At 70.2% G+C, this 24,563-nt stretch carries 22 protein-coding genes and 1 riboswitch; of the genes, 16 read left to right on the top strand and 6 right to left on the bottom strand.

The features are described from left to right. The 5 genes from FS885_RS05585 (at position 1) to FS885_RS05565 (ending at position 4,362) form a co-directional block, all read left to right on the top strand. Positions 1 to 837, top strand: coding sequence for a nucleotide exchange factor GrpE (locus tag FS885_RS05585; protein ID WP_144744097.1), 837 nt, complete (start codon positions 1 to 3; stop codon positions 835 to 837). Positions 838 to 972: 135 nt separating this feature from the next. Then, a complete protein-coding gene (locus tag FS885_RS05580) occupies positions 973 to 1,929 on the top strand; it encodes a DnaJ C-terminal domain-containing protein (RefSeq protein ID WP_144744096.1) in 957 nt (318 codons plus the stop codon). Positions 1,930 to 1,975: 46 nt separating this feature from the next. After that, entirely contained in the window at positions 1,976 to 2,386 is a 411-nt protein-coding gene (locus FS885_RS05575; RefSeq protein WP_144744095.1) for a heat shock protein transcriptional repressor HspR, read from the top strand. Positions 2,387 to 2,455: 69 nt separating this feature from the next. Continuing rightward, entirely contained in the window at positions 2,456 to 3,034 is a 579-nt protein-coding gene (locus FS885_RS05570; RefSeq protein ID WP_144744094.1) for a xanthine phosphoribosyltransferase, read from the top strand. Further along, positions 3,034 to 4,362 (top strand): nucleobase:cation symporter-2 family protein, encoded by a 1,329-nt coding sequence (locus FS885_RS05565; protein ID WP_144744093.1) that lies wholly within the window; start codon positions 3,034 to 3,036, stop codon positions 4,360 to 4,362. Before FS885_RS05570 ends, FS885_RS05565 begins: the two co-directional genes overlap by 1 nt. Here the strand turns inward: FS885_RS05565 and FS885_RS05560 are convergent. Genes FS885_RS05560 through FS885_RS05550 form a run of 3 tightly spaced genes read right to left on the bottom strand, consistent with a single transcriptional unit; the run spans position 4,359 to position 7,573 of the window. Then, positions 4,359 to 5,165: an energy-coupling factor transporter transmembrane component T family protein gene (locus FS885_RS05560; RefSeq protein WP_144744092.1), complete on the bottom strand. Its 807-nt coding sequence runs from the start codon at positions 5,163 to 5,165 to the stop codon at positions 4,359 to 4,361. The genes FS885_RS05565 and FS885_RS05560 overlap by 4 nt on opposite strands. Next, on the bottom strand, positions 5,149 to 6,951 hold the full coding sequence (locus FS885_RS05555) for an ABC transporter ATP-binding protein (protein WP_144744091.1): 1,803 nt from the start codon (positions 6,949 to 6,951) through the stop codon (positions 5,149 to 5,151). Before FS885_RS05555 ends, FS885_RS05560 begins: the two co-directional genes overlap by 17 nt. A 7-nt stretch (positions 6,952 to 6,958) precedes the next feature. Next, entirely contained in the window at positions 6,959 to 7,573 is a 615-nt protein-coding gene (locus FS885_RS05550; RefSeq protein WP_144744090.1) for an ECF transporter S component, read from the bottom strand. 5 nt (positions 7,574 to 7,578) lie between these two features. Next, a riboswitch (FMN riboswitch) is annotated at positions 7,579 to 7,728 on the bottom strand. Positions 7,729 to 7,798: 70 nt separating this feature from the next. Between FS885_RS05550 and FS885_RS05545 the strand changes: the two genes are divergently transcribed. From FS885_RS05545 to proC, 4 genes are all read left to right on the top strand, one after another. Continuing rightward, entirely contained in the window at positions 7,799 to 8,866 is a 1,068-nt protein-coding gene (locus FS885_RS05545; RefSeq protein ID WP_144744089.1) for an NADH:flavin oxidoreductase, read from the top strand. Positions 8,867 to 9,019: 153 nt separating this feature from the next. Further along, positions 9,020 to 9,979, top strand: coding sequence for a UDP-N-acetylmuramate dehydrogenase (murB, locus tag FS885_RS05540; RefSeq protein ID WP_144744088.1), 960 nt, complete (start codon positions 9,020 to 9,022; stop codon positions 9,977 to 9,979). Between the two features lie 62 nt (positions 9,980 to 10,041). Further along, the gene (gene glyA, locus FS885_RS05535) at positions 10,042 to 11,292 is read left to right on the top strand and encodes a serine hydroxymethyltransferase (RefSeq protein WP_144744087.1); all 1,251 of its coding nucleotides are present in this window, start codon (positions 10,042 to 10,044) and stop codon (positions 11,290 to 11,292) included. A gap of 48 nt (positions 11,293 to 11,340) precedes the next feature. Beyond that, on the top strand, positions 11,341 to 12,129 hold the full coding sequence (gene proC / locus FS885_RS05530; protein ID WP_144744086.1) for a pyrroline-5-carboxylate reductase: 789 nt from the start codon (positions 11,341 to 11,343) through the stop codon (positions 12,127 to 12,129). Positions 12,130 to 12,152: 23 nt separating this feature from the next. Here the strand turns inward: proC and FS885_RS05525 are convergent, their stop codons facing one another. Next, entirely contained in the window at positions 12,153 to 12,950 is a 798-nt protein-coding gene (locus tag FS885_RS05525; protein WP_144744085.1) for an ABC transporter ATP-binding protein, read from the bottom strand. Between the two features lie 136 nt (positions 12,951 to 13,086). On the opposite strand from FS885_RS05525, the gene ilvA reads away from it, so the two are divergent. The 6 genes from ilvA (at position 13,087) to ilvC (ending at position 21,573) form a co-directional block, all read left to right on the top strand. Then, on the top strand, positions 13,087 to 14,307 hold the full coding sequence (gene ilvA, locus FS885_RS05520) for a threonine ammonia-lyase (RefSeq protein WP_144744084.1): 1,221 nt from the start codon (positions 13,087 to 13,089) through the stop codon (positions 14,305 to 14,307). 297 nt (positions 14,308 to 14,604) lie between these two features. Beyond that, entirely contained in the window at positions 14,605 to 15,795 is a 1,191-nt protein-coding gene (locus FS885_RS05515) for an Mbeg1-like protein (protein WP_144744083.1), read from the top strand. A gap of 435 nt (positions 15,796 to 16,230) precedes the next feature. Beyond that, positions 16,231 to 17,895 carry a dihydroxy-acid dehydratase gene (gene ilvD, locus FS885_RS05510; protein WP_144744082.1) on the top strand — a complete coding sequence of 555 codons (1,665 nt, stop codon included), beginning with the start codon at positions 16,231 to 16,233 and terminating at the stop codon, positions 17,893 to 17,895. Beyond that, entirely contained in the window at positions 17,892 to 19,967 is a 2,076-nt protein-coding gene (gene ilvB / locus FS885_RS05505; RefSeq protein WP_246060806.1) for a biosynthetic-type acetolactate synthase large subunit, read from the top strand. The genes ilvD and ilvB overlap by 4 nt, the downstream gene beginning before the upstream one ends. 2 nt (positions 19,968 to 19,969) lie before the next feature. Next, the gene (ilvN, locus tag FS885_RS05500; protein ID WP_144744081.1) at positions 19,970 to 20,455 is read left to right on the top strand and encodes an acetolactate synthase small subunit; all 486 of its coding nucleotides are present in this window, start codon (positions 19,970 to 19,972) and stop codon (positions 20,453 to 20,455) included. A 122-nt stretch (positions 20,456 to 20,577) separates the two neighbouring features. Then, positions 20,578 to 21,573 carry a ketol-acid reductoisomerase gene (gene ilvC / locus FS885_RS05495; RefSeq protein ID WP_144744080.1) on the top strand — a complete coding sequence of 332 codons (996 nt, stop codon included), beginning with the start codon at positions 20,578 to 20,580 and terminating at the stop codon, positions 21,571 to 21,573. A gap of 210 nt (positions 21,574 to 21,783) precedes the next feature. Here ilvC and FS885_RS05490 read toward each other — a convergent pair whose 3' ends face one another. Beyond that, positions 21,784 to 22,257: a YbaK/EbsC family protein gene (locus FS885_RS05490; protein ID WP_144744078.1), complete on the bottom strand. Its 474-nt coding sequence runs from the start codon at positions 22,255 to 22,257 to the stop codon at positions 21,784 to 21,786. A gap of 421 nt (positions 22,258 to 22,678) precedes the next feature. Here FS885_RS05490 and FS885_RS05485 point away from each other — a divergent pair, with 421 nt between their 5' ends. Next, complete coding sequence (locus FS885_RS05485; RefSeq protein ID WP_144744076.1) at positions 22,679 to 23,527, top strand: HAD-IIB family hydrolase; 849 nt, start codon at positions 22,679 to 22,681, stop codon at positions 23,525 to 23,527. A gap of 113 nt (positions 23,528 to 23,640) precedes the next feature. On the opposite strand, the gene FS885_RS05480 is transcribed toward FS885_RS05485, so the two are convergent. Continuing rightward, the gene (locus tag FS885_RS05480; RefSeq protein WP_144744074.1) at positions 23,641 to 24,558 is read right to left on the bottom strand and encodes a LysR family transcriptional regulator; all 918 of its coding nucleotides are present in this window, start codon (positions 24,556 to 24,558) and stop codon (positions 23,641 to 23,643) included. Between the last annotated feature and the right edge of the window lie 5 nt (positions 24,559 to 24,563).

Raw genomic sequence — 24,563 nt, 5'->3', positions numbered from 1 at the left:
ATGTCCGCTGAGAACACTCGAACGGAGGCGGCCGCTACCGCCGCCTCCGCTGACTCCAAGGAGAAGGACGTGAAGATCCCCGTAGAGGCAGCCGAGGAGACGACTCCCGACGAGGCGGCCGAGTTCGCGGAGGAGACGCCCGAGCGCGCCGCCCACGAGCAGGAGCTCAGCGAGGAGGAACTGGTCGAGGCGGCCATCCGCGCCGGCGAGGAAGCGGCCGAGAACGACTTCAAGCTCAAGTACGAGCAGGCCGCCGAGGAGCTCGCCGAGGTGCGCCGCCAGCTCGCCGAGGCCGAGGACGCGCAGGGCGCGGCCGACGCCAAGGTCAAGGAGGCCCAGGACCGCGCGACCCGCCTGCAGGCGGATTGGGAGAACTTCCGCCGCCGCACGGCGAGCGAGCGCCTGGCCGAGAAGGAGCGCGCGACCGAGAAGCTCGTCACCGCGCTGCTCCCGGTGCTCGACGACATGGAGCGCGCCATCGACCATGCCCGCACGCAGGAGATGGATGAGGCGTTCTCGCAGTTCGTCGATGGCGTCGAGGCGGTGCACGCCAAGATGCTCGACGTGTTCGCGCACGAGGGCGTCGAGCCGATCGACCCCAAGGGCGAGGCGTTCGACCCGCTCGAGCACCAGGCGGTCGGTCGCGTCGAGGATGCGGGATCGTATGACGAGACCGTGCACGACGTGTACCAGAAGGGCTACCGCATGGCGGACCGCGTGCTGCGAGCCGCCATGGTCACGGTGACCTACGGCGGGGAGAAGCGCCCCGAGCCCGAGCCGGAGGCGCAGCCCGAGGAGGCGTCCGGCGAGACGGCCCCCGAGGACGGTCAGGAGTAAGACGGGAGGGCTCCGGGGCGCAGGCTTCGGGGCCCTTTTCGATGAAGGATATGAGACGGCGGGGACGGGGCCAGCTGTCCCGGCGCAGGGGCAGGCGACCCCGCTCCCGCGGCCCCGGAGGGAAGGAGGCAGGCGATGCCACAGGCAACGAAGACGTTCTACGACGTGCTCGGTGTGAAACGCGACGCCTCCCAGAAAGAGATCAAGACCGCGTTTCGCAAGCTCGCGCAGAAGTACCACCCCGACGCGGGCGGCGACGAGCAGAAGTTCAAGGAGATCAGCGAGGCGTACGAGACCCTCTCCGACGAGAAGAAGCGCAAGGAGTACGACCAGCTGCTCATGTTCGGCGGCATGCCGGGCGCGGGGGGAGCGGGCGGCTACGCCTATACCGGAGGCGCCGGTGCCGGCGGCTGGAGCGACATCTTCAGTAGCATCTTCAACGGCGACGGGGGCTTCGGCGGCGACTGGGCGTCGGGCTTCGGCGGCATGGGCGGCGCCCGTGCGGCGACGCGCCCGCGCAAGGGCAGCGACGTCTCGCTCACCATCGACGTCTCGGCCGAGGACGCGTTCCGCGGCACCACGCGCAAGGTGAGCTACCGCATCCCCTCGACCGGCGAGCAGCAGACGATCTCGGTCACGGTGCCCGCCGGCGCCGTCGACGGCGGCAAGATGCGCTACAAGCGCCTGGGCGAGTACGGTACCGCGGGCGGCGAGCGCGGCGACCTCGTGGTGATCACGCACGTGGCGGAGCACCCGCTGTTCAAGCGCAAGGGCGCCGACGTGACCATGACGCTGCCCATCTCGATCTTCGAGGCGGCGCTCGGCTGCACGGTCGACGTACCCACGCCGGGCGGCAAGACCGTGCGGCTCAAGGTGCCCGCCGGCACGCAGACGGGCAAGACCTTCCGCTTCAAGGAGATGGGCGCGCCGGACGTGAAGCACCGCGGGCGCACGGGTGCGCTGCTGGTCACCGTCGAGGTGCGCACGCCCGCGCGGCTCAGCGACGAGGAGCGCGCCGCGCTCGAGAAGCTCAAGGCCGCCGACCAGCGCGACTACCGCAGCGGGGTCGACCGCTACCGCGCGACGTTCTAGCATGATGGGGGCGGCGCGCAGCCGCCGATGAGGTTTGGGGACCGATATGGCAGACGATTCGAGGAACAAGCCGCTGTACATGATCAGCGTCGCCGCCGAGCTCACGGGCATGCACCCGCAGACCCTGCGCGTGTACGAGTCCAAGGGCCTGGTGAACCCCAAGCGCTCCGGCGGCAACACGCGCCTCTACTCGCGTGCCGACATCGAGCGCCTGGAACTCATCAACCAGCTCACCGACGAGGGCATCAACCTCGCCGGCGTGGTGCGCATCCTCGACATGAAGGAGCGCGCGGAGGAGCGCGAGCGCGAGCTCGAGAAGCTCCGCGGCCGCGTGCGCGAGCTCGAGGACCAGGTCCACGAGTACCAGATGCAGAAGAAGATCACCGCGCTCGTCCCGCGCGGCGGTTCCGCCGACCCCGAGCAGGTGCTTAAGGGCCTGCTTTCGAACGGCCTGTAGGGGCGCCGTCCGCGTATAATCTCATCATCGTCGGCGCCCGCGGGGCGGGCATGAGCGGGATGGGATGCCATGAAAGAGCTTGAGGACTACATCTGCCGGTACGGAACGGTGAAGGAGGGCGGTGTCCTCAAGGTCGACGCGTTCCTCAACCACCAGTGCGATGTCGAGCTGTTCGACCGCATGGGCGCCGAGTGGGCGCGCCTGTTCTCGGGCAAGCGCATCGACAAGATCCTGACCATCGAGGCGTCGGGCATCGGCATCGCGTGCGTCGCGGCGAAAAGCTTCGGCAACGTGCCCGTGGTCTTCGCCAAGAAGTACCAGTCCATCAACCTCGATGGCGAGCAGTACGTCACGAGCATCCACTCCTTTACCAAGCAGCGCGACTACCATGTGATCGTCGCCAAGAAGTTCCTCACGCGCGGCGAGCACGTCCTGCTCATCGACGACTTCCTGGCCAACGGCTGCGCGCTCAACGGCCTCATCGAGCTCTGCGAGGAGGCCGGGGCCGTGGTCGAGGGCATCGGCATCGCCATCGAGAAGGGCTTCCAGGGGGGCGGCGACAGCCTGCGCGAGCGCGGCTACGACCTTCAGTCGCTCGCCGTCATCGACGAGATGGACCCCGCCGCCGGCGAGATCAGGTTCCGCTGATGGCGGCGCGCGACACGCGGCCCGAGCGCCCGGACACGGCCCGCGCGCTCGGCGACTTCTACGCCGACATCTCGATCGCCCAGGGCTTCCCCTACGGGCTCCAGCACGTGCTCGCCATGTTCGTGGCGAACCTCGCGCCGATCTCCATCGTCGCGGCCGCCGCTGGCATGGACGCGCTCCAGTCGGCCGCGCTCATCCAGAACGCCCTGCTCATGGCCGGCCTGGGGACGATAATCCAGCTCTTCCCGCTCTGGCGCGTGGGCGGGGCGCTCCCCATCGTCACGGGTATCAGCTTCACGTACGTCTCGGCGGTCGTCGCGATCGTCGCCGCGCAGGGGTACGGTGCGGCCGTGGGCGCCATCATCGTGGGAGGCCTCATCGAGGGCGCGCTCGGTCTCACGGTGCGCTACTGGCGGCGCGCGGTGCCGCCCATCGTGTCGGCGGTCGTGGTCACCTCCATCGGCTTCTCGCTGCTCTCCGTGGGCGCCGAGTCGTTCGGCGGCGGCTCGGGCGCCGAGGATTTCGGCAGCTGGCAGAACCTGCTCCTGGGCTTGGTCTCGCTGGTCGCCTGCCTTGCGTTCCAGAGCCTCGCCAAGGGGACGAAAAAGCAGCTCTCGGTGCTCTTCGGGCTCGCGGTGGGGTATGCGCTCGCGCTCGGCAAGGTGGACCTCAGCGCCTTCCAGGGGCTCGCGCCGATATCGATCCCGCAGGTGCTCCCGGTGGCGCCCGAGTTCGACCTCGGCGCCATCATCTCGATCGGCCTGCTCTACCTCGTGAGCTCGGTGGAGGTCATGGGCAACACCACGGCGCTCGCCAAGGTGGGCTTCGACCGCGAGCCCACGGACCGCGAGATGGCGGGCGCCATCACGGCGGACGGCGTGGTCTCGTCGGTCGCGGGCGCCTTCGGCTGTTTGCCCATCACGTCGTTCTCGCAGAACGTTGGCCTCGTCGCCATGACGCGCGTCGTGAACCGGCGGGTCATCGCCTGCGGCGGGGCGATCCTCATCCTCTCGGCCTTCGTGCCGGCCATCGCCGCCGTCTTCAACTCGCTGCCCGAAGCGGTGCTCGGCGGGTGCACGGTCATGATGTTCGGTAACATCGTCCTCTCGGGTGCCCAGATGATCGCCGACGCGGGCTTCACGCAGCGCAACATCCAGATCGCCGCCCTCGCGCTCGCCGCCGGCATCGGGTTCACGCAGGTGCAGGGCATCTTCGCGGCGTTCCCGCCCATCGTGCAGTCCATCTTCGGGAGCAACTGCATCGCGGTGGCCTTCGTGGTCGCCGTGGTGGCGAACCTCCTGCTGCCGCGCACGGCGGACGAGGACTAGAAGAGGATCTTGAGCGCCACGAGCGCTATCAGGTAGAGGACGGTTGCCGCCACCGCGGCGCCGTCGTGGCGCGCATCGAAGCGGAGCGCATGGTAGTGCGTGCGCCCCGCCCCGCCCGTGTAGCAGCGCGCGTCCATCGCGCGGGCGAGGTGCTCGGCATGGCGCAGCGCGCTCGCGAAGAGCGGGACCACGAGCGGGATGCACTCCCGCGCGTAGGCGACGGCGCCCTTGCCCTCGAGCGCGGCGCCGCGCGCGGTCTGCGCCACGGCGATGTGCCGGGCCTCGCGCGCGAGCGTGGGCACGAAGCGCAGGGCGATGGAGAGCACCAGGCAGAGCTCGCCCACCGGCACCCCGATCCGCTCGAGGGGAGCGAGCAGGCGCTCGGCCGCGTCGGTGAGCGCCATCGCCTGCGTGGTGAGCATGAGGAGCGCCCCCATGAGCAGCAGCAAGAGGAACCGCAGGGTGTAGAGGGCCGCTGCGGCGATGCCGCCGGCATGGAGCTCGATCGGGCCCAGGGCGAACACGAGCTCGCCGGTGTGCACGAAGACGAGGTTCAGGACCGAGGTCAGGACGAGGAACGCGATCACGGGCCTGATCTGGACGAGCAGCCTGCCCAAGGGCACGTGCGCCGCGAGGACGGCGCCGATGCAGAAGGCGCCGGCCACGGCAAGGGTCGCGATGTCGTCGACGGCAAGGCAGCTCACCATGAAGGCGACGGCGACGGTGAGCTTCACGCGCGGGTCGAGCGCGTGGATGGGGGAGGCGACCGAGTAGTAGCTCCCCGCGCTAACGCGAACGCCCATGGAGCACCTCCTCAACCAGGTCGTCGAGGGTGATGGGCAACGTGTCGAGGTGCGCGCCCGCGGTCTCGAGCGCCCGCGCGAACGTGAGGGCCGCCGGTACGCCCGGCAGGCGGCGCACATCGCCCGAGAAGAGCTCGCGCGGCGTCCCGACGCCCGCGACCTCGCCGTGGTCCAGCGCGACCGCGAGCTCGGCGAGCTCGGCGACGTCCTCCATGGAATGGGTGACGAGCAGGATGGTCACGCCGCGGCCCTTGAGGTCGCGGATGAGCCGGCGCATGCGGGAGCGCCCCCTGGGGTCGAGCCCGGCCATGGGCTCGTCGAGGACGAGAAGCGGCGTCTCCATGGCGAGCACGCCGGCGAACGCGACGCAGCGCTGCTGGCCACCCGAGAGCGCGAACGGCGACCGCGCGAGGAGCTCGCCTGTGGGCTCGATGCCCACCGCGGCGAGCGCGGTGCGCACCCGGCGATCCACCTCGGCCTCGGTAAGGCCGAGGTTGCGCGGGCCGAACGCGACATCCTCGAAGACCGTCTCGGCGAAGAGCTGGCGCTCGGGAAACTGGCCCACGTAGCCTATGGCGGAACGGATGGACGCGCGCCGGTCGAGGTCCGCCGTGTCGACGCCGCGCACCCGGACGTCGCCCGCGTTGGGCACCTTGAGGGCGCAGGCGAGCTCGACCGTGGTGGACTTGCCCGAGCCGGTGCGCCCGATGAGGGCGGTGAGCTCGCCTTGGGGCAGGCGGAAGCTGACGTCGCGCAGCGCGAGCGGGCCGCGGGGTGCCGTGCCGGCCTGCGCGCGGCGCCGCAGGCGCGCGAGCGGGCCCGGGCGCCGGCGCGCCTCGCGCTCCTCGGCATACGAGAAGGACACGTGCTCGAAGGCGACGGCTGCCGGGGCGCTTGCGAACGCCGCGAGCTCTGTCTGCGGGGCGGCTTCCGACCGCTCGGCGCCGCGCTCCAGCCGCGGCGCGAGCGCGCGGGCGAGCTCGTCGGCGTCCGCGGTGGCCGGCAGGCCGGGGAAGGCCCCTCCGAGGCGCTCGGCGAGCTGCATGGTGAAGGGGAGCTCGAGGCCGAGCGCGCGGATGGTCTCGCGATGCGAGAAGACGTCGCGGGGCGTGCCGTCGAGCGCGATGCGGCCGCCCTCGAGCACGATGACGCGGTCGGCGCGCAGGGCGTCGTCCATGAAATGGGTCACGTGCACGACGGTGATGCCACGCGCGACCTGCTCGGCGACGATGCGCTGGATGGCGGCGCGGCCGGAGGCGTCGAGCATCGCGGCGGGCTCGTCGAGCAGAAGCACACGCGGCCGCATGGCGAGCGCGCCGGCGATGGCCACGCGCTGGCGCTGCCCGCCGGAGAGGTCCGCCGGGTCGGACTGCGCGAGCGCGGTCATGTCTACGGCGGCGAGCGCCGCGTCGACGCGCCGGACGATCTCGGGCTGGGGCACGCCCAGGTTCTCCGGGCCGAAGGCGACGTCGTCGGCGACGATGCTCGTGACCATCTGGTCGTCCACGTGCTGGAACACCATCGACGCCTGGCGCCGGATCTCGATGAGGCGCTCCGGCTCGGTCACCGGGTCGATCCCGAAGATGCGCGCCCGGCCCCGCGTGGGGGCGATGAGCGCGTTCATGATCTGGGCGAGGGTCGACTTGCCGGAGCCGTTGCCGCCGAGGATGCACACGTGGGAGCCGGCCTCGATCGCGAGCGTGATGCCGCGCAGGGCCTCGTCGCCCGCCCGGCCGCTGTAGGAGAAGTCGACGTCCTCGAGCTCGATGACAGGTTCGCGGGACATGGGAGCCTTAGGAGCGGATGGCCTCGTCGGCGCGCGCGTCCGCCGGGGCGCCCGTCGCGCCATCGGCCGCGGGGCGCGCGCCGGCGCCCTTGAGCACGTTCATGCAGGGAGCGAGCAGCGCCTGCCCGGCCACGACGTTGATCGCCATCTTGAGCGCGTTGAACGGCAGCAGGATGGGGGCGATCATGAGGGCGACGTCGCTTATGGTCACGCCGGCGTAGAGCGGCGTCACGTAGAGGTTCGCGAGGCAGATGATGGCGATGGACATGATGGCGCCCAGGACCATGCCCACGAGCGAGCCGGCGCGCGTGCGGTCGCGCACGTACACGATGGCGGCGGGGACCACGAAGGCGCAGGTCGAGAGCATGCCCATCGGGGCGCCGAAGGGATCGAGGAACACGCGCGGGATCCACGAGATGATGGCGACCGCGGCGCCCATCTTGGGCCCGAAGGCGAGCGCCGCGATGAGGCAGACGATGCCCGAGGGGTCGTACATGAGCCACGGCGCCGCCGGGAAGATGGGGATCTGGATGAAGCTCAGGATGAGCGACGCGGCGGTGAAGAGCGCCGCGAGCGCGATCGAGCGGGTGGAGATCTTAGCTGTGGTGAGTGCGCTGCCCATAGGGGCCTCCGTTTCTTCCATCCGGACTGTACCGTCGGCCCCGGACTCCCACCGGGTCAGCCGCTTGCGCGGGTCGCGGGCTTCCGATGCGGTGCGGCGCGCGCCGCCCATCGGTTACCGCCGGTAGGGAATTTCACCCAACCCTGAAACTATGCGTGACCACTATACTCCTTTTGTGAGAGGGTCACGTGACGATTTCTGGAGGATCGCGCCATGGATGCCGAAATGTCCGAAAGAACGCTCTTCGATAGGTTGCGTATCGGTTCGCTCGAGGCGCGCAACCGCTTCGTGCGCGCGGCGACCTACGAGGGCGCGGCCGACCCCCGAGGCCATGTGACGCCCGAGGTCATGCGTCTGTACCGCGACCTCGCCCGCGGCGGCGCGGGCACGATCATCACGAGTTTCGCCTACGTGCGCGACGACGGCTACCGCCGGCCGCGCATGCTCACCCTCTGCCGCGACGAGCTCGTACCGGAGTACCGCGCGCTGGTCGATGCGGTGCACGCCGAGGGCGCGCGCATCGTGGCGCAGCTCGTGCAGTGCGGTGGCAACGCGGGCGAGGGCCCGTACGCCGAGCCCGCCTGGGCGCCCTCGGACGGCCGCTCGCTCAAGGGGGACCGGCCCCTGCGCGCGATGGACGGCCCGGCGATGCGCGCCGTCGCGGCGGACTTCGCGGCGAGCGCCCGGCGCGCCCTCGACGCCGGCTTCGACGGCGTCGAGATCCATGCCGCCCATGGGTACCTGCTGAGCCAGTTCCTGAACCCGCTCTGGAACCGCCGCGAGGATCGCTACGGCGGTGCGATCGAGAACCGTCTGCGCTACCCGCTCGAGGTCATGCGCGCGGTGCGCGACGCGGTGGGCGCCGCGTTCCCGCTGCTCGTGAAGATCAACAGCTCCGACGGCGTCGCCGGGGGCATGACGGAGGACGAGAGCCTCGTGGCCGCCTCCGCTTTCGCCGAGGTCGTCGATGCGATCGAGGTGAGCGGCACCACCTACAACACCGCGCGCATCGCCGGCCCTGACGGCGAGCACGGGCTCTACGCGCCCTATGCGGCATGGCTCGCCGAGCGCATCGACGCGCCGGTGATCCTCACCGGGGGCAATCGTCTCTGCGCCGAGATGCAGGAGCTCCTGGACACGACCGGCATCGCGGGCTTCGGCATCGCCCGCCCGCTCATCTGCGAGCCCGACCTCATCGCCACCTGGGAGAGCGACCCGGACTACCTGCCGCGCTGCCGGTCCTGCGGGAGGTGCTTCCCCAAGCCGAGGACGGACTGCATCCTCAACGCCTAGCTGTCGCCGGGGCCGGTTGCGTGTGGGCGCCGTAGAGCTTGCGGCGCGCCCGCGCCGGGCGCCGCGGCGGCGGGCGCAAGTCGGGTATAGTGGAGCGAGACACGATGCCATGCCGGCCGGGACATGTCCGCGCCGCCCCTGAAGGTGGTACCCATGCACGATTACGACAGCTTCAACGAGGACGTCATCTGCGCGCTCGCGGGCGCGGTGGGCGAGGAGAACGTCCGCATGGTCGAGCCCATGCGCGACCACACCACGTTCAAGATCGGCGGCCCCGCCGACGTCATGCTCACCCCGCGCACGCCCGAGGCGGCGGTGCGCGCGCTCGACCTCCTCGCGCTCGCCGGGACCCCGGTGACGGTCGTGGGCAACGGCTCCGACCTGCTCGTGGGCGACCGGGGCATCCGCGGCGCGGTCCTGCTCATGCGCGACAACCTCGCCGAGGTGCGCGTCGAGGGCTTCCGCGTGCACGCGCAGGCGGGCGCGCTGCTGCGCGACGTGGCGATTGCCGCCGCAGAGGCCGGGCTCACGGGCCTGGAGCCGCTCTGGGGCATCCCGGCGGCGGTGGGCGGCGCCTGCCACCAGAACGCCGGCGCCTACGACGGCTGCATCGCCGACGTGCTCGAGTCGCTGACCGCCTACGTGCCGGGTGCGCCCCTGCCGGACGGCTCGCGCGCGAAGGGCGCGGTCCGCACGTTCGCCGCGGGCGAGCTCGGCTTCGGCTACCGCAGAAGCCGCGTCGCCGCAGACGGCCTTATCGTGCTCGAGGCGACCTTCTCGCTCATGCCGGGCAACAAGGTGCAGATCGAGACGCAGATGGACGACTACCGCCGCCGCCGCGAGGAGAAGCAGCCGCTCGAGCTGCCCTCGGCCGGCTCGACGTTCAAGCGGCCCCAAGGCTACTTCGCCGGCAAGCTCATCATGGACGCGGGCCTGCGCGGCTGCCGCGTGGGCGGCGCCCAGGTGTCAGAGAAGCACTGCGGCTTCGTGGTGAACGTCGACCATGCGACGGCGGCCGACGTGAGCGCCCTCATCGAGCACGTCCGCGACGAGGTGCGCCGCCAGTTCGGGGTGGAGCTCGAGCCCGAGGTCCACCGCATCGGCGAGTTCTAGCGCCGGCGCGCCCGCGCGGGCGCCCGGCGCGACAGGGTACGCGGCCCACAAGGAGGGTGAGCATGACCTACGACCACATCTCACAGACCGACCCGGCGGTGTTCTCCGCCATCGAGCAGGAGCTCGCCCGCCAGCGCGGCACGATCGAGCTCATCGCCTCCGAGAACATCACCTCGCCCTCCGTCATGGAGGCGATGGGGAGCGTGCTCACCAACAAGTACGCCGAGGGCTATCCGGGCCGTCGCTACTACGGCGGGTGCGAGAAGGTCGATATGGTCGAGGACCTCGCCCGCGAGCGCGCCCGCGAGCTCTTCGGGTGCCGCCACGCCAATGTGCAGCCGCATTCGGGCGCGAGCGCGAACCTCGCCGCCTACATGGCGCTCATCGAGCCGGGCGACACGGTCATCGGCATGAGCCTCGACCAGGGCGGTCACCTTACGCACGGCTCGCCGGTCAACTTCTCCGGCAGGCTCTACCGCTTCCTCTCCTACGGCCTCGACCCCGCGACCGAGACCATAGGCTACGATGCGCTCGAGCGCCTCGCCCGCGAGGAGCGCCCGAAGCTCATCGTCGGCGGGGCCTCGGCGTACCCGCGCACGATCGATTTCGAGCGCATGGCGGACATCGCCCACGGCGTGGGCGCGCGCCTCATGGTCGACATGGCGCACATCGCCGGGCTCGTCGCCGCCGGCGCGCACCCCTCGCCGGTGCCCTTCGCGGACGTGGTGACGTCCACAAGCCACAAGACCCTGCGCGGCCCGCGCGGCGGCTTCATCCTCACGAACGACGACGAGCTCACCCGCGCCATCGACAAGGCGGTCTTCCCCGGCACGCAGGGAGGCCCGCTCATGCACGTCATCGCCGGCAAGGCGGTCGCCTTCGGCGAGGCGCTGCAGCCCGAGTTTCGCACCTACATCGAGCAGGTGGTCGAGAACGCCGCCGCGCTGGGCGCGGGCCTCGTCGAGGGCGGGCTGCGCCTGGTCTCCGGCGGCACGGACAACCACCTGTGCCTCGTCGACCTCACCGCCTCGGGCGTCACGGGCCGCGATGCCGAGCGCCTGCTCGATAGCGTGGGCCTCACGGTGAACAAGAACGCGATCCCCGGCGAGCCCCGCTCGCCCTTCGTCACGAGCGGCATCCGGGTGGGCTCTGCGGCGGGCACCACGCGCGGGTTCACGGCGGGGGAGTTCCGCGAGATCGGCGGGCTCATCGCGCGGGCCGTCTTCCATGCGGACGACGCCGGCGAGCTCGCCGCCATCCGCGCGCGCACCTCTGAGCTGCTCGCCGCGCACCCGCTCTACCCGGAGCTCTAGGACCAGGTCGGCAGCGCCGCGCTGCCCATGACGCAAAGGAGTCACACGATGGATATCTCCCAGGTGAAGATCGGCTTCATCGGTTTCGGTAACATGGCGGGCGCCATGGCGGACGGCTGGATCGCGTCGGACAGGGTCCCCGCGGGCAACCTCTGCGCCTGCGCCGGGCATTTCGACGCGCTCGCCGATCGCGCCTCCCGCCGAGGCATGCACCCCTGCCGCGATGCGGCCGAGGTCGCGGCGTGGAGCGACGTGGTCGTCGTCGCGGTGAAGCCCTACCTCATCGAGTCGGTGCTCGCGCCCATCGCCGACGCCCTCGCCGGGAAGGCCATCCTCTCCGTGGCGGCGGGCTGGAAGAGCGAGGACTACGAGCGCGTGGTGCCCGGCACGCATCACCTCTCGACCGTGCCCAACACGCCGGTCGCCATCTGCGAGGGCGTGATCGCCTGCGAGGCCGCGCACACGCTCGATGCGGAGGAGCACGCCTGCCTCCATGAGCTGCTGGGGCTTCTGGGGACCGTCGTGGAGGTCGAGAGCCGCCTGCTCTCGGTGGCGGGCACGGTGGGCGGATGCTCGCCGGCGTTCATCGCCATGGTGATCGAGGCTCTGGGCGATGCCGCGGTCAAGCACGGCATCCCGCGCGCCAAGGCCTACACGATGGTGAGCCAGATGGTCGCCGGCACGGCCAAGCTGCAGCTCGCCACCGGCCAGCACCCGGGCGCGATGAAGGACGCCGTGTGCTCGCCGGGCGGGACCACCATTCGCGGCGTCGCGGCGCTCGAGGAGGCCGGCCTGCGTTCGGCCTTCATCAAGGCGATCGATGCCATCGAGGGCTAGCCGCGCGATGCGGCGGGCGGTCGCTAGTACCTGCCCTGCAGCGAGTACCAGCCGCCGCGTTCCTCCACGACGAGCGGCACGCCGAAGAGGTCCGACATCGTCTCGCTCGTGAGCAACTCGCGCTTGGGCCCGTCGGCGAAGACCGCGGCGTCCTTGATGAGCAGCACGCGGTCGATGGCGGGGATGATGTCCTCGGGATAGTGCGTGACGAGCACCACCGAGCGCCCCTCGGCGGCGAGCAGGCTCATGGTGCGGCGCACGTGGTACATGCCCTCGGGGTCGAGTCCCGTGCAGGGCTCGTCGAAGATGAGGATCTTGGGGTCGCTCATGAGCTCGCGCGCCACGAGCACGCGGCGCACCTGGCCGGTCGAGAGCGTGAGGACGTCGCGCTCGGCGAGCTCGGCGATGCCCAGGCGCTCGAGCGCGTCCAGGGCCAGCGCCCGCTGGGCGGCGGTCGCCTCGACGTGGTTGGGCAGGCCGAGCGTGCCGAAGATGCCGCCGCAGACGATGTCGCTCACCGGCAGGTGCACGCGCACCTGGTCGTGCATGGTCGCCGAGACGATGCCGAGCGCCTGCTTGATGTCGGTGAGCAACGGCCGCGCCTGCCCCCTGAACCGCACCGGGGGCTCCTCGCGGTAGAGGGGGAAGATCTCGCGCGTGAGCAGCTGGATGAACGTCGACTTGCCGGCGCCGTTGGGGCCCAAGAGCGCCACGTGCTCGCCTTCCGCGAGGTCGAACCGGTCGACGGAGAGGATCGTCCTGCCGGCGCGCACCACCTGCGCGTCGCGGAGCGAGAAGAGGGGCGGTATTGTTTCGGCCATGTGCTGCCTCGTTTCCCGTGGCGTCTCGATGGTATGCTACTTTACTACACGAAAGCGCGCTGTGCCGTCGCGACGGCCCTGCGTCCGCGCAGCTACCGGTGCCGCCGAGGCCCGGCGACGCTAAGGAGAGACCCACATGCTCGAGATGCTCACGCTCGACGCCTTCGAGGCGGCGTCCGAGAAGGTCAAGGAAGTCACGCAGAAGACGGAGCTCGTCGAGAGCCCCTACTTCAGCCAGATGAGCGGCAACCGCGTCTTCCTCAAGCCCGAGAACATGCAGCGCACCGGCGCCTACAAGGTGCGCGGCGCCTACTTCAAGATCTCGACGCTCACGGAGGAGGAGCTCGGCCGCGGGCTCATCACGGCGAGCGCCGGCAACCATGCCCAGGGCGTCGCCTACGCCGCGGCGCGCGCCGGCGCCCGCGCCATCGTGGTCATGCCCACCACGACCCCGCTCATCAAGGTCGAGCGCACCAAGGGTTACGGTGCCGAGGTCGTGCTTTACGGCGATGTGTACGACGAGGCGTGCGACCACGCCATCGAGCTCGCGGAGGAGCACGGCTACACCTTCGTGCACCCGTTCAACGACCCGGTGCTCGCCACGGGGCAGGGCACCATCGCCATGGAGATCGTGCAGGAGCTCCCGCTCGTGGACACGATCCTCGTGCCGGTGGGCGGTGGCGGCCTCTCGTGCGGCGTCTCCACCTTCGCCAAGCTCTACAACCCCAAGATCCGCGTCATCGGCGTCGAGCCGGCGGGCGCGCCGTCGCTCACCGCTGCGCTCGAGGCAGGCCGTCCCGTGCGCCTGCCCCAGGCGAACACCATCGCCGACGGCACGGCGGTGCTCGAGGTGGGCGACAAGGTCTTCCCGTATCTCAAGGAGAACCTCGACGACGTCATCACCGTGCCCGATGACGAGCTCATCGTGGCCTTCCTCGACATGGTCGAGAACCACAAGATGATCGTCGAGAACTCGGGGCTGCTCACCGTGGCGGCGCTCAGGCATCTCCCGGCGGAGAACCGCCGCGTCGCCGCGATCCTCTCCGGCGGCAACATGGACGTCATCACGATGTCGTCGGTGGTGCAGCACGGCCTCATCGCGCGCGACCGCATCTTCACGGTGAGCGTGCTTTTGCCGGACCGCCCGGGCATGCTCGTCAAGGTGGCGCAGGCGATCGCCGAGGTGAACGGCAACGTGATCAAGCTCGAGCACAACCAGTTCGTGAGCACCAACCGCAACGCCGCGGTCGAGCTCCGCGTGACCATCGAGGCGTTCGGGACCGAGCACAAGGGCCGGATCCTGGAGGCGCTGCGCGCCGCGGGGTTCGACCCCGTGGTCGGGCAGACGATGCTCTAGCGTTGGCGGCCGCGCGTTTGGCGGCGGGTCGGCCGCTCGCGGCGTCTGTCGGGCCGGGTTTTGCCCCGCGGCGGCGCTGCTGGTGCACGCTCATTGCGGTATTCGGTGTGAGTTTTCCCGGGGCCTGCGAAAGCAAGGCAGGCCCGCGATTGTGACCTGCGGTTTTTCTAGCGGGCACGGAACCTTCGCGCTGACTTTGAGAAATCTCACACCGAATACCGCAACGAGTGTTCCCGATGCGCCGTCGAGCCGCCGGGCCGGGCATGGGTATAACCCATGAAACAGCGAAAGGATCCCATGCCGTACCTGCTTGACTATGTGGAACACGAGCTCGCGCCCATCGATGAGCGCCCGTTCGGGCCGGTCGACGCGGCAGTGCTCACGCAGGCGAGCATGCTCGACGGCATGGGCATCGTGCCGGGGCCGTCGGGCGCCCCCGCACTGCTCGATCGCATGAGGTGCGCGCTCGCGCCCGACCGGGCGGGCGTGCGCTTCGAGGACCTTCTTCGTGCCGAGCGCTTCGACCGCATGTTCACCGGTCTTGTCGCCGACGACCTGAAGCGCCTCCTCTATGCGCTCGCCGCGAGCCCCCGCTTCCGCGGCGTGCGCCTGTGCGGGTACCGCTCGGTGTTCGACGAGGCGTCGCACACGCAGTTCGCCGCGACGAGCTTCAGGTGGGGGAGCGGTCTTTCGTTCATCGGGTTCCGCGGCACGGACGCCTCGGTGACCGGATGGCGCGAGAACTTCGACATGACCTACCGCCCCGAGGTCCGAGCCCAGGCGCTCGCGCGGGAGTATCTCGAGCTCATGGCGCCGCGCCTGCCGGGCGAGCTCCATGTGGGCGGCCACTCCAAGGGAGGGAACCTCGCGCTCTACGCGGCGCTCACCTGCACCGACCGCGCCCGCATCGGGCGCATCTGGTGCCTCGACGCGCCCGGGTTCAAGCCGGGGCGCTTCGCCGAGGTGGACTACGCGCGCATACAGGACCGCCTCTTCCGAGCGGGCCCGCAGGACTCCATCGTGGGCGCCCTGCTCGAGTGCCCGGTCGACACCCGCACGGTGAGGAGCTCCGCCGAGGGACTCTTCCAGCACTCCGTGTTCACCTGGGAGGTCGCGGACGCCGCCGCAGGCGGGGAGGGGGCGAGCTCGGCGGCGGGCGGGCGCGCCGCGGCGGACTTCGTGTACCTCGACGGCCCGAGCGACTTCTCGCGGATGCTGCACGAGGTCCTGCTCGAGTGGCTCGCCGGCATGGACGACGCGCGAAGGGAGCGGGTCGTCGACGCCCTGTTCGCGGCGTTCGCCGCGGCGGGCGCACGGGATGCCGGCGACGTGCTGCTCGGCGGGGTGAACCCCATCCAGCTCGCTATCGATGCGGCGCGCAACCTCGACGATGCGTCGGCGACCGTGCTGCGCGAGGCGCTGGGCGAGCTCGCGTCGATCGTCACGCGCCGCGCCGGCGAGGATATCGCCCGCACGCTGTTCGGCTGAGGGCGCGCCCGCGGGAGCCCGCCTGTGGGGCCGCCGCGCCGCCGGCATCGGACGGTTTCGAGCGCGCGGCCCATGCCGCTCGCAAGGCGAGAGGGCGCTTTAGCCGAATAACGTGTTTCCAGCATGTTTCGCTCAAGATTTCGCGGGGGGACCTGCGGGCGCACCCGGCATACTCAAGCAACTCAGCAAATGCGATGACAGGGCGAGTACCGGACGGGTCGTCCCACAGCGAGCGGGGAAGCGTGAGAACCCGCGGCGGACGGTCGGGAACATACCCTCGAGCAGCTCGGCTGAACGCGCTTTCGCGCGCGGGCGACCCCCGCGACGCGGCAGCCGCCAGTACGCCGCGCCGGAGCCTCCGTCACAGGCATCGAGAGCGCCCGCCCTCGCATTTCCGAGTACCGTGGTACCGCCTAGGGAAACGAGGGCCGTGATATGCAGATGCGCAGCGATGCCGTGAAGAAGGGGTTGGCGCGAGCGCCCCACCGGAGCCTGCTCAAGGCCGACGGGCTCACTGACGAGGAACTCGAGCGCCCGCTCGTCGCCGTGGTCTCGGCGCAAAACGAGGTCATCCCGGGACACCTCCACCTCCAGCAGATCGCCGACGCCGTGAAGGCGGGCGTGCGCATGGCGGGCGGCACGCCGCTGCAGGTCAACACCATCGGCGTGTGCGACGGCATCGCCATGAACCATGAGGGCATGCACTACAGCCTGGTGTCGCGCGAGGTCATCGCCGACTCCGTGGAGTGCGCAATCCAGGGGCACCAATTCGACGCGATGGTGCTCATTCCCAGCTGCGACAAGATCGTGCCCGGCATGCTCATCGCCGCGGCGCGCCTGAACATCCCCACCATGCTCGTCTCGGGCGGCCCCATGCTCGCCGGGCGCGACAAGTGCGGGCGCCAGACGGACCTGAACACGCTCTTCGACGCGGTGGGCCAGGTCACGGCCGGCACCATGACCGAGGAGGAGTGCGCCTGGCTGGAGAACACGGCCTGCCCCACCTGCGGCAGCTGCTCGGGCATGTTCACCGCGAACTCGATCTGCTGCCTCGCCGAGGCGCTCGGCCTGGCGCTGCCCGGCAACGGCACGGTGCCTGCGGTGTACGCCGAGCGCATCCGGCTCGCCAAGCAGACGGGCATGAAGGTCATGGACCTCGTCCGCGAGGGCACCCGCGCGCTTGACATCCTGGACGAGAGGGCCATCCACAACGGCATGGTGCTCGACATGGCCTTCGGCGGCTCCACGAACACCATGCTCCACCTGACGGCGATCGCGCAGGCGGCGGGCTGCCCCGTCACCATGGACGACTGGGACCGCATCTCGGACGCGACACCCAACATCGTGCGCATCGCGCCGGCGGGCCCCCTGCATATCGAGGACCTCAACGCCGTGGGCGGCATCCCCGCCATCTTGGGCGTGCTCGGCCGCGCCGGCCTGCTCGACGCGGAGGCGCTCACCTGCCATGGCACGGTGGGCGCGTGGGTCGCGGCATGCCCGCCAGCGGACGGCGAGATCGTGCGCGAGGTGGATAACGCCTACAGCGCGTGCGGCGGCCTCAAGGTCATGCGCGGCAGCCTCGCCCCCGATTGCGGCGTGGTGAAGCGCAGCGCCTGCTCGCCCGAGATGTACCGGCATTCCGGCCCGGCGCGCGTCTTCGATAGCGAGGAGGCGGCGTGCGCGGCGATCTTCGGCGGCGAGATCCGCCCCGGCGACGTCGTGGTCATTCGCTACGAGGGCCCGGCGGGCGGCCCGGGCATGCGCGAGATGCTCACGCCCACCTCGGCCATCTGCGGCATGGGGCTCGACCGCTCCGTGGCGCTCATCACCGACGGGCGCTTCTCCGGCGCGAGCAAGGGCCCGTGCATCGGCCACGTCTCGCCCGAGGCCGCGGCCGGCGGCCCCATCGCGCTCGTGCAGGAGGGCGACATCATCGACATCGACATCGAGGCGGGCACGCTCGACCTGCGCGTAGGCGACGACGAGCTCGCGCGGCGCCGCGCGGCCTGGCAGCCGCCGGCACCCAAGTACACCACGGGCGTGCTCTCGCGCTACGCGAAGCTCGTCACGAGCGCAGACAAGGGGGCGTATCTCTCATGACGGACACCAAGCAGACGGCCTCGCCGCTCGCCGGCAGCCCGCGCACGCCCGATATGCCCGACGACATCCGCCAGCACGCCTGCGTGAGCGCGGCGGGCCCGCGGACGGCGACCGACATGAGCCGCGAGGCGCGGCTCGAGCGCAAGCGGCGCGCGGTCTCGGGCGAGCCCTTCGGCCCCGGTAGCCATACCGAGAAGGAGGGCCAGGTCATGACCGGGGCGCAGGCGGTCATCGCCAGCCTCGAGGCCGAGGGCGTCGACACGGTCTTCGGCTACCCGGGCGGCCAGGCCATCAAGATGTACGACGCGCTGTACGACTCGACCAAGATCCGGCACATCCTCGCCCGGCACGAGCAGGGCGCGGTGCACGAGGCCGACGGCTACGCGCGCGCCACGGGCAAGGTGGGCGTCGTCCTCGTGACGAGCGGCCCGGGCGCGACCAACACCGTGACCGGCATCGCCACGGCCTACATGGACTCCGTGCCGCTCGTGGTCATCTCGGGCCAGGTGACGCGCGGCGTCATCGGCACCGACGCGTTCCAGGAGGCCGACATCGTGGGCATCACCATGCCCGTGGTGAAGCACAGCTTCCTCCTGCAGACGAACGACGACCTCACCCGGACCTTCCGCGAGGCCTTCTACATCGCCTCGACCGGGCGCCCGGGTCCCGTGCTCATCGACGTGCCCTCCGACCTCGCCGGCGAGCAGATGGTGTTCCACTACCCCGACAGGGTCGATATCCCCAGCTACCGCCCCACCTACAAGGGCAACGCCAAGCAGGTGCGCCAGGCGGTCGAGCTCATCGGTGCGAGCGAGCGCCCCGTGCTTCTGGTGGGCGGCGGCTGCGTGACGAGCCATGCCTGCGAGGAGGTCGTGGAGCTCGCCGAGACCATGCAGATCCCGGTCGTGACCACGCTCATCGGCAAGGCGGCGGTGCCCTGCTCGAACCCGCTCAACCTGGGGCCCGTCGGCATGCACGGCTCCAAGTACGCCAACATGGCCATGACCGAGTGCGACCTCATCATCGCCGTGGGCGCGCGGTTCTCGGACCGCGTGACGGGCAAGCTCTCCGAGTTCGCCCCGCATGCGAAGGTCATCCACATCGACATCGACCCGGCCGAGATCGGCAAGGTGCGCGACCCGCAGGTGCCCATCGTGGGCGACGCGCGCACGGTCGTCGCCGCCATCAACGAGCGCATCGCCAAGCTGGGGCTCGCGCCCGCGAGCGCCGAGTGGGTGAGGACCTGCTTCGCCTGGCGCGAGCGCTGGCCGTTCTACACCGAGGACTTCATCGACTACCCCGACCGCATCGCCCCCGAGGAGGTGCTCGAGGCGCTCTCGGCCAAGCTCGACCCGCATGCGAGCGTGGTCACCACCGAGGTGGGCCAGCACCAGATGTGGGCGCACCAGCACGTGCACCGCGAGGAGTCGCGCACGTTCATCTCGAGCGGCGGCCTGGGCACCATGGGCTTCGGCTTCCCCGCGGCCATCGGCGCCAAGATCGGCCGGCCCGACTGCCAGGTGGTCTGTGTGGCCGGCGACGGCAGCATCCAGATGAACATCCAGGAGATGGCCACCGCCATCGGCAACGGCGCGGCCGTGAAGGTGCTGCTCATCGACAACAACGCGCTCGGCATGGTGCACCAGTGGCAGCGCCTGTTCTACCACGAGCGCTACTCCTGCACCGAGTTCACGGCGAACCCCGACTTCGTGAAGCTCGCCGAGGCCTACGGGTGGGGCGCGGAGCGCATCTCGCATCCCGACCAGATCGACGCGGCGCTCGACCGCATGCTCGCCTCCGAGCAGCCCTATCTGCTCGACGTGGTGATCCCCACCAACCAGACCGTCTACCCCATGGTCGCCCCCGGCGCCGCGATCGACGACATCATCGGCGCCATCGACGTGACCTTGGGCGGCGTCCGCGTGACCGAGAAGGGCATGAGCCCCGCCGGCGAGCATGCCGGCGCGATCGCGGAGCCCCTGCCGCTTTCAGACGACGATGCCGACACGCGCGTCGCCGGCGCGACCGCCGACGTCGTCGCAGACGAGTCCGCCCAGAAGGGAGGCGAGTGAGCATGAAGCACATCCTCTCCGTCCTGGTCGAGAACAAGCCGGGCGTGCTGTCCCGCGTGACGGGCCTCGTGTCGCGGCGCGGGTTCAACATCGACTCGCTCACCGTGGCGCCCACCGAGGACACCACGATGAGCCGCATGACCATCATCGTCGACGCCGACGAGGTGGGCTACGAGCAGATCACCAAGCAGCTCCACAAGCTCGTGTCGGTGTACAAGATCTCCGACTACACCGACACCGACGCCATCGAGCGCGAGCTCGTCCTGTTCAAGGTCATCGCCACGCCCGACCGCCGGCACGAGATCATCGAGATCGCCAACATCTTCCGCGCGAACATCGTCGACGTGGGCAAGAACTCGCTCACCGTCGAGGCGACCGGCACGGCGAGCAAGCTCGACGCCATGGAGGACCTCTTCCGCGGCTACGGCATCCGGCAGCTCACGCGCACCGGCAAGATCGCGATGTCGCGCGGGTCGAGCGACAAGTAGCCCGCGGCGGCGCTCGGCGGCTCGACGGCCGGCCGGGGCGCCCGCGCCGGGGTCGCGCCCGATCCGGCCCCGCCGCGCCCGCATCCAGGTAACACCAGCCACGTCAGGTAAGGAGAAAGAACATGGCTGTTACGATCTACTACGAGAGCGACTGCAAGCCCGAGGTCATCCAGGGGATGAAGGTCGCCGTCATCGGCTACGGCTCGCAGGGCCACGCCCACGCGCTCAACCTGCTCGACTCGGGCTGCGACGTGCGCGTCGGCCTGCGCGAGGGCTCCAGCAGCTGGGCCAAGGCCGAGGAGGCCGGCCTCAAGGTCTGCTCCATGGACGAGGCCGCCGAGGAAGCCGACCTCATCATGATCCTCGTGCCCGACGAGAACCAGCCCAAGGTCTACGAGGAGCACATCAAGGACCATCTCAAGCCCGGCAACACGCTCGCCTTCGCCCACGGCTTCAACATCCACTTCGGCTTCATCGTGCCGCCCGAGGACGTGAACGTAATCATGTGCGCCCCCAAGGGCCCGGGCCACATCGTGCGCCGCCAGTACACCGAGGGCTCCGGCGTGCCCGACCTGGCCTGCGTGGCGCAGGACGCCACCGGCAACGCCTGGGACATCGCGCTCGCGTACTGCTGGGGCGTGGGCGGCGCGCGCTCGGGCATCATCAAGTGCACCTTCAAGGAGGAGACCGAGGAGGACCTCTTCGGTGAGCAGGCCGTGCTCTGCGGCGGTCTGGTCGAGCTCGTGAAGGCCGGCTTCGAGACGCTCGTCGACGCCGGGTACCCGCCTGAGCTCGCGTACTTCGAGTGCTACCACGAGATGAAGATGATCGTCGACCTCATGTACGAGAGCGGTATCCACTTCATGAACTACTCGATCTCCAACACCGCCGAGTACGGCGAGTACTACGCCGGCCCCAAGATCATCAACGACGAGAGCCGTGCGGCCATGAAGGAGCTGCTCGCCCGCATCCAGGACGGCAGCTTCGCGCAGGAGTTCGTCGACGACTGCGCGAACGGCCACAAGTGGCTCCTCGAGCAGCGCGAGAAGATCAACGAGCACGAGATCGAGAAGACCGGCGAGAAGATCCGCTCCATGTTCAGCTGGATCAAGAAGTAGCGGGCACGGTAATCAGCCTGCTTTCGCAATGAGCGCTGGCCTTGGTGGCCATGCGTCTCGGGCCCGGCGCCGTGGCGTCGGGCCCGCTGCGTTGCGGGGCTGTCGCCGTGGACTTTACCCCGGTTCGATCTCTGGGCAGGATTTAGCAGGACCGGCCTCGTTCAGAGGCGCTTTCCTGCTAAATCCTGCCCGCAGTTTGCAGGCGACCCCTTACGCCTCCGGGAGCTTGCAGACGTCGATCCAGGTGCAGGGCGCGCAGAGCTCCTCGAGCTCGGCGGGCGTGAGCTCGATGGCGCTGTTGGCGCTGCCGCAGGCGGGGAAGACCGTCTCGAAGCGCTTGAGCGAGGCGTCGAGGTAGATGTCGCAGTCGTCGTTGACGGCGAAGGGGCACACGCCGCCCACGGCGTGCCCGATGAGCGGCTCGGCCTCGTCGGCCTTGAGCATCTTGGCCTTGCCGTGGAACTGCGCCTTGTACTTGGGGTTGTCGATGCGGGCGTCGCCCGCGGCGACGATGAGCGCCACGCGGTCGCCCACGTGGAACGAGAGCGTCTTCGCGATGCGCGCGGGCTCGCAGCCCACGGCCGCCGCGGCGAGCTCGACCGTGGCGCTCGACACGTCGAACTCCATCACGCGGCCGGCCATGCCGCGCTCCTCCATGAACGCCTTTACCTGGTCGATTGCCATAGTTCCTCCTTGCCCGCGAAACGTCGCATATGAGCTGCTGCTATCGGATGACAGTATAGCCCCTGGCCGGCTTTCCGCTGCCCTCGTTCGGCCCATCTCCTATGGGGTGGGGACGTGCGCCCAAATCCGGTAATACGGAAAACATGTATTTCAGATACACAAAAATCTAGAAGAATGTGTATCCGAACGCGACTTCGGCCGGAGCGTGGACGACGAGGGACGCGAGATCCGCGAGCTCCCCCTCTATGCGGCGTTCTGCCTGGGCGAGGGCTGTCGGAAGGCTTCGCTGTAGAGAGATACCCTGGCGGGGCCCATGCTGCTGGTATCTAGATCCGGCGCGTCCCGACGGCGGCACGGCGCGGGCGCAAGGACTATCATGGGCAGCGGTGTGCACGTGCGACGACCCGGCGGGGAGGAGCCTATGATCAAGCTGTTCGCGAGCGATCTGGACGGGACGCTGCTCAACGCCTTCCATTCAACGGACCGCACCATCCTCTCCGCGATCCGCCGCGTCATCGACGCAGGTGCCCACTTCGCGATCGCGACGGGCCGGACCATGCGCTCGACCCGGGATTTCGGGTTCGAGGGGATCCCCGTCGATATCGTGAGCTCGAACGGCTCGATCGTCCGCGACGGGCGAAACCGCGTCGTGAAGACCTTCCCCCTGGACCCGGCTGCGCTCGAGGAGCTGCTCTGTGCCTTTCCCGACGTCTGCTTCGAATGCGTGACGCCCGAGGCGACCTACATCACCGGCACGCGCGAGGAGCGGCAGGCGACGTTCAGCCGCGACGGCGTCCTGCGCCGCATCGCGATGCGCGGGATGCGCTCACGCGAGCGCGAGGACCCGACCCTGCGCTACGGGCAGCGGCCGAGCGAGATCCTCGCGCACGGGATATGCAAGATCAACTGCCGCGTCCCCGATGCAGGCCTCAAGCGCGAGCTCGGGGCGTACCTCGCCGAGCGCCGGGACGTCTTCGTGAACGCGCCGTTCAACCCGGTGATGTTCGAGATCACATCGACGGGCGTCGACAAGGGGTCGAGCCTCGCATGGCTTGCCGCGAGCCGGGGCATCGCCGAGGACGAGGTGGCCGTCTACGGGGATGGCGGCAACGACATCGTGATGCTCGAGCGCTTCGGGCACGCGTACGCGACGTCGAACGGCACGGACGACGCCAAGCGGGCGGCCGGAACGGTCATCGGGTCGTGCCTTTTCCATGCGGTGCCCCGCCATATGGTGCGCACCGTGCGGGCGGAGCGCGGCGGGGCGTGAGCTGCGGGCTGTCCGGCGCGGTAGCAGGCGGACCGGCGCGAGAGCGGGCGGCCCGGCGCGGTAGCGGGGCGGGTGCCGTTTCCCCGCGGACGATGTCGCGACCGGGTGCGGCCTCAGCGCTGCGGCGCGCCGTCGCCTGCGAGCATGCGCACGGCGAGCTCCGTGAACGCCGCCATCGCGGGCGTCACCCATTTCTCGCGGTGCCGAAAGAGCTGCACCCACATGCGCACCGGCTCGAGCGCCGCCGGGACGGGCGCGAGCCTGCCGGCGGCGATGGATGCCTCCACGGCGTAGCGGGGCAGGAAGGCGACGCCCACGCCGCGCTCGGCCAGGTGCACGAGGGTCTCGGTGTTGCCCGCCTCGATGACGGGCTCGATGCCGCAGTCGTGCTCGGCAAGCGCCCGGTCGAGCTCCGACCGGTAGCTCTCGCCGCGCTCGGTGAGCACGAAGGGGAGCCGCGCGAGCTCGGCGGGGGAGAGCGGGCGCCCGGTGGGGAAGGTCCCCGGGACGCCGGCGAACACGATCTCCTCGGCACGGACGAGGGTGCGCTCGAACCCGCTGAGCGCGAGCTTGCGGTCGAGGGTGAAGAAGAGGTCGATCTCGTTGGCGCGCGCGTACTCGGCGAGGTAGTCGCCGCGCGTCGCGCGGACCTCCAGCCGCACATGGGGGTGCTCGCGCGCGAAGGCGGCGAGCACGTCGGGCAGGAGCGCCGTCGAGATGGACTCGACGCTGCCGATGCGCAGCGTCCCCGTGAGCTCGGCTCCCTCCTCCGCTCCGCCTGCACGCACGGCATCGAGGGCCTGGTCGGCCGCGGCGAGCACCTCGTTGGCGTGAAAGCTCAGGCGCCTGCCCTCGTCGGTGAGGCGCACCCCGTGCGGCACGCGGTCGAAGAGCCTGACGCCGAGCTCGCGTTCAAGCTGCTTCACCTGCATGGTGACCGCGGGTTGGGAGTAGCCGAGCTTCTCGGCCGCCTTCGAGAAGCTGCCGCATTCGACGATCCTGAGGAAGGTCTCGAGCGTTCTGATCTCCATGGCCG

The sequence above is a fragment of the Enorma burkinafasonensis genome (assembly GCF_902150035.1).
Taxonomy (GTDB): domain Bacteria; phylum Actinomycetota; class Coriobacteriia; order Coriobacteriales; family Coriobacteriaceae; genus Enorma; species Enorma burkinafasonensis.
Note: the sequence above shows the minus strand (reverse complement) of the source record. Positions and strands in the feature narration are given on the sequence as shown.

Excerpts from the sequence above, each read along its gene's own strand:
- FS885_RS05585 (WP_144744097.1), top strand. The coding sequence starts at position 1 with ATGTCCGCTGAGAACACTCGAACGGAGGCGGCCGCTACCGCCGCCTCC.
- FS885_RS05580 (WP_144744096.1), top strand. The coding sequence starts at position 973 with ATGCCACAGGCAACGAAGACGTTCTACGACGTGCTCGGTGTGAAACGC.
- FS885_RS05575 (WP_144744095.1), top strand. The coding sequence starts at position 1,976 with ATGGCAGACGATTCGAGGAACAAGCCGCTGTACATGATCAGCGTCGCC.
- FS885_RS05570 (WP_144744094.1), top strand. The coding sequence starts at position 2,456 with ATGAAAGAGCTTGAGGACTACATCTGCCGGTACGGAACGGTGAAGGAG.
- FS885_RS05565 (WP_144744093.1), top strand. The coding sequence starts at position 3,034 with ATGGCGGCGCGCGACACGCGGCCCGAGCGCCCGGACACGGCCCGCGCG.
- FS885_RS05560 (WP_144744092.1), bottom strand. The coding sequence starts at position 5,165 with ATGGGCGTTCGCGTTAGCGCGGGGAGCTACTACTCGGTCGCCTCCCCC.
- FS885_RS05555 (WP_144744091.1), bottom strand. The coding sequence starts at position 6,951 with ATGTCCCGCGAACCTGTCATCGAGCTCGAGGACGTCGACTTCTCCTAC.
- FS885_RS05550 (WP_144744090.1), bottom strand. The coding sequence starts at position 7,573 with ATGGGCAGCGCACTCACCACAGCTAAGATCTCCACCCGCTCGATCGCG.
- FS885_RS05545 (WP_144744089.1), top strand. The coding sequence starts at position 7,799 with ATGTCCGAAAGAACGCTCTTCGATAGGTTGCGTATCGGTTCGCTCGAG.
- murB (WP_144744088.1), top strand. The coding sequence starts at position 9,020 with ATGCACGATTACGACAGCTTCAACGAGGACGTCATCTGCGCGCTCGCG.
- glyA (WP_144744087.1), top strand. The coding sequence starts at position 10,042 with ATGACCTACGACCACATCTCACAGACCGACCCGGCGGTGTTCTCCGCC.
- proC (WP_144744086.1), top strand. The coding sequence starts at position 11,341 with ATGGATATCTCCCAGGTGAAGATCGGCTTCATCGGTTTCGGTAACATG.
- FS885_RS05525 (WP_144744085.1), bottom strand. The coding sequence starts at position 12,950 with ATGGCCGAAACAATACCGCCCCTCTTCTCGCTCCGCGACGCGCAGGTG.
- ilvA (WP_144744084.1), top strand. The coding sequence starts at position 13,087 with ATGCTCGAGATGCTCACGCTCGACGCCTTCGAGGCGGCGTCCGAGAAG.
- FS885_RS05515 (WP_144744083.1), top strand. The coding sequence starts at position 14,605 with ATGCCGTACCTGCTTGACTATGTGGAACACGAGCTCGCGCCCATCGAT.
- ilvD (WP_144744082.1), top strand. The coding sequence starts at position 16,231 with ATGCAGATGCGCAGCGATGCCGTGAAGAAGGGGTTGGCGCGAGCGCCC.
- ilvB (WP_246060806.1), top strand. The coding sequence starts at position 17,892 with ATGACGGACACCAAGCAGACGGCCTCGCCGCTCGCCGGCAGCCCGCGC.
- ilvN (WP_144744081.1), top strand. The coding sequence starts at position 19,970 with ATGAAGCACATCCTCTCCGTCCTGGTCGAGAACAAGCCGGGCGTGCTG.
- ilvC (WP_144744080.1), top strand. The coding sequence starts at position 20,578 with ATGGCTGTTACGATCTACTACGAGAGCGACTGCAAGCCCGAGGTCATC.
- FS885_RS05490 (WP_144744078.1), bottom strand. The coding sequence starts at position 22,257 with ATGGCAATCGACCAGGTAAAGGCGTTCATGGAGGAGCGCGGCATGGCC.
- FS885_RS05485 (WP_144744076.1), top strand. The coding sequence starts at position 22,679 with ATGATCAAGCTGTTCGCGAGCGATCTGGACGGGACGCTGCTCAACGCC.
- FS885_RS05480 (WP_144744074.1), bottom strand. The coding sequence starts at position 24,558 with ATGGAGATCAGAACGCTCGAGACCTTCCTCAGGATCGTCGAATGCGGC.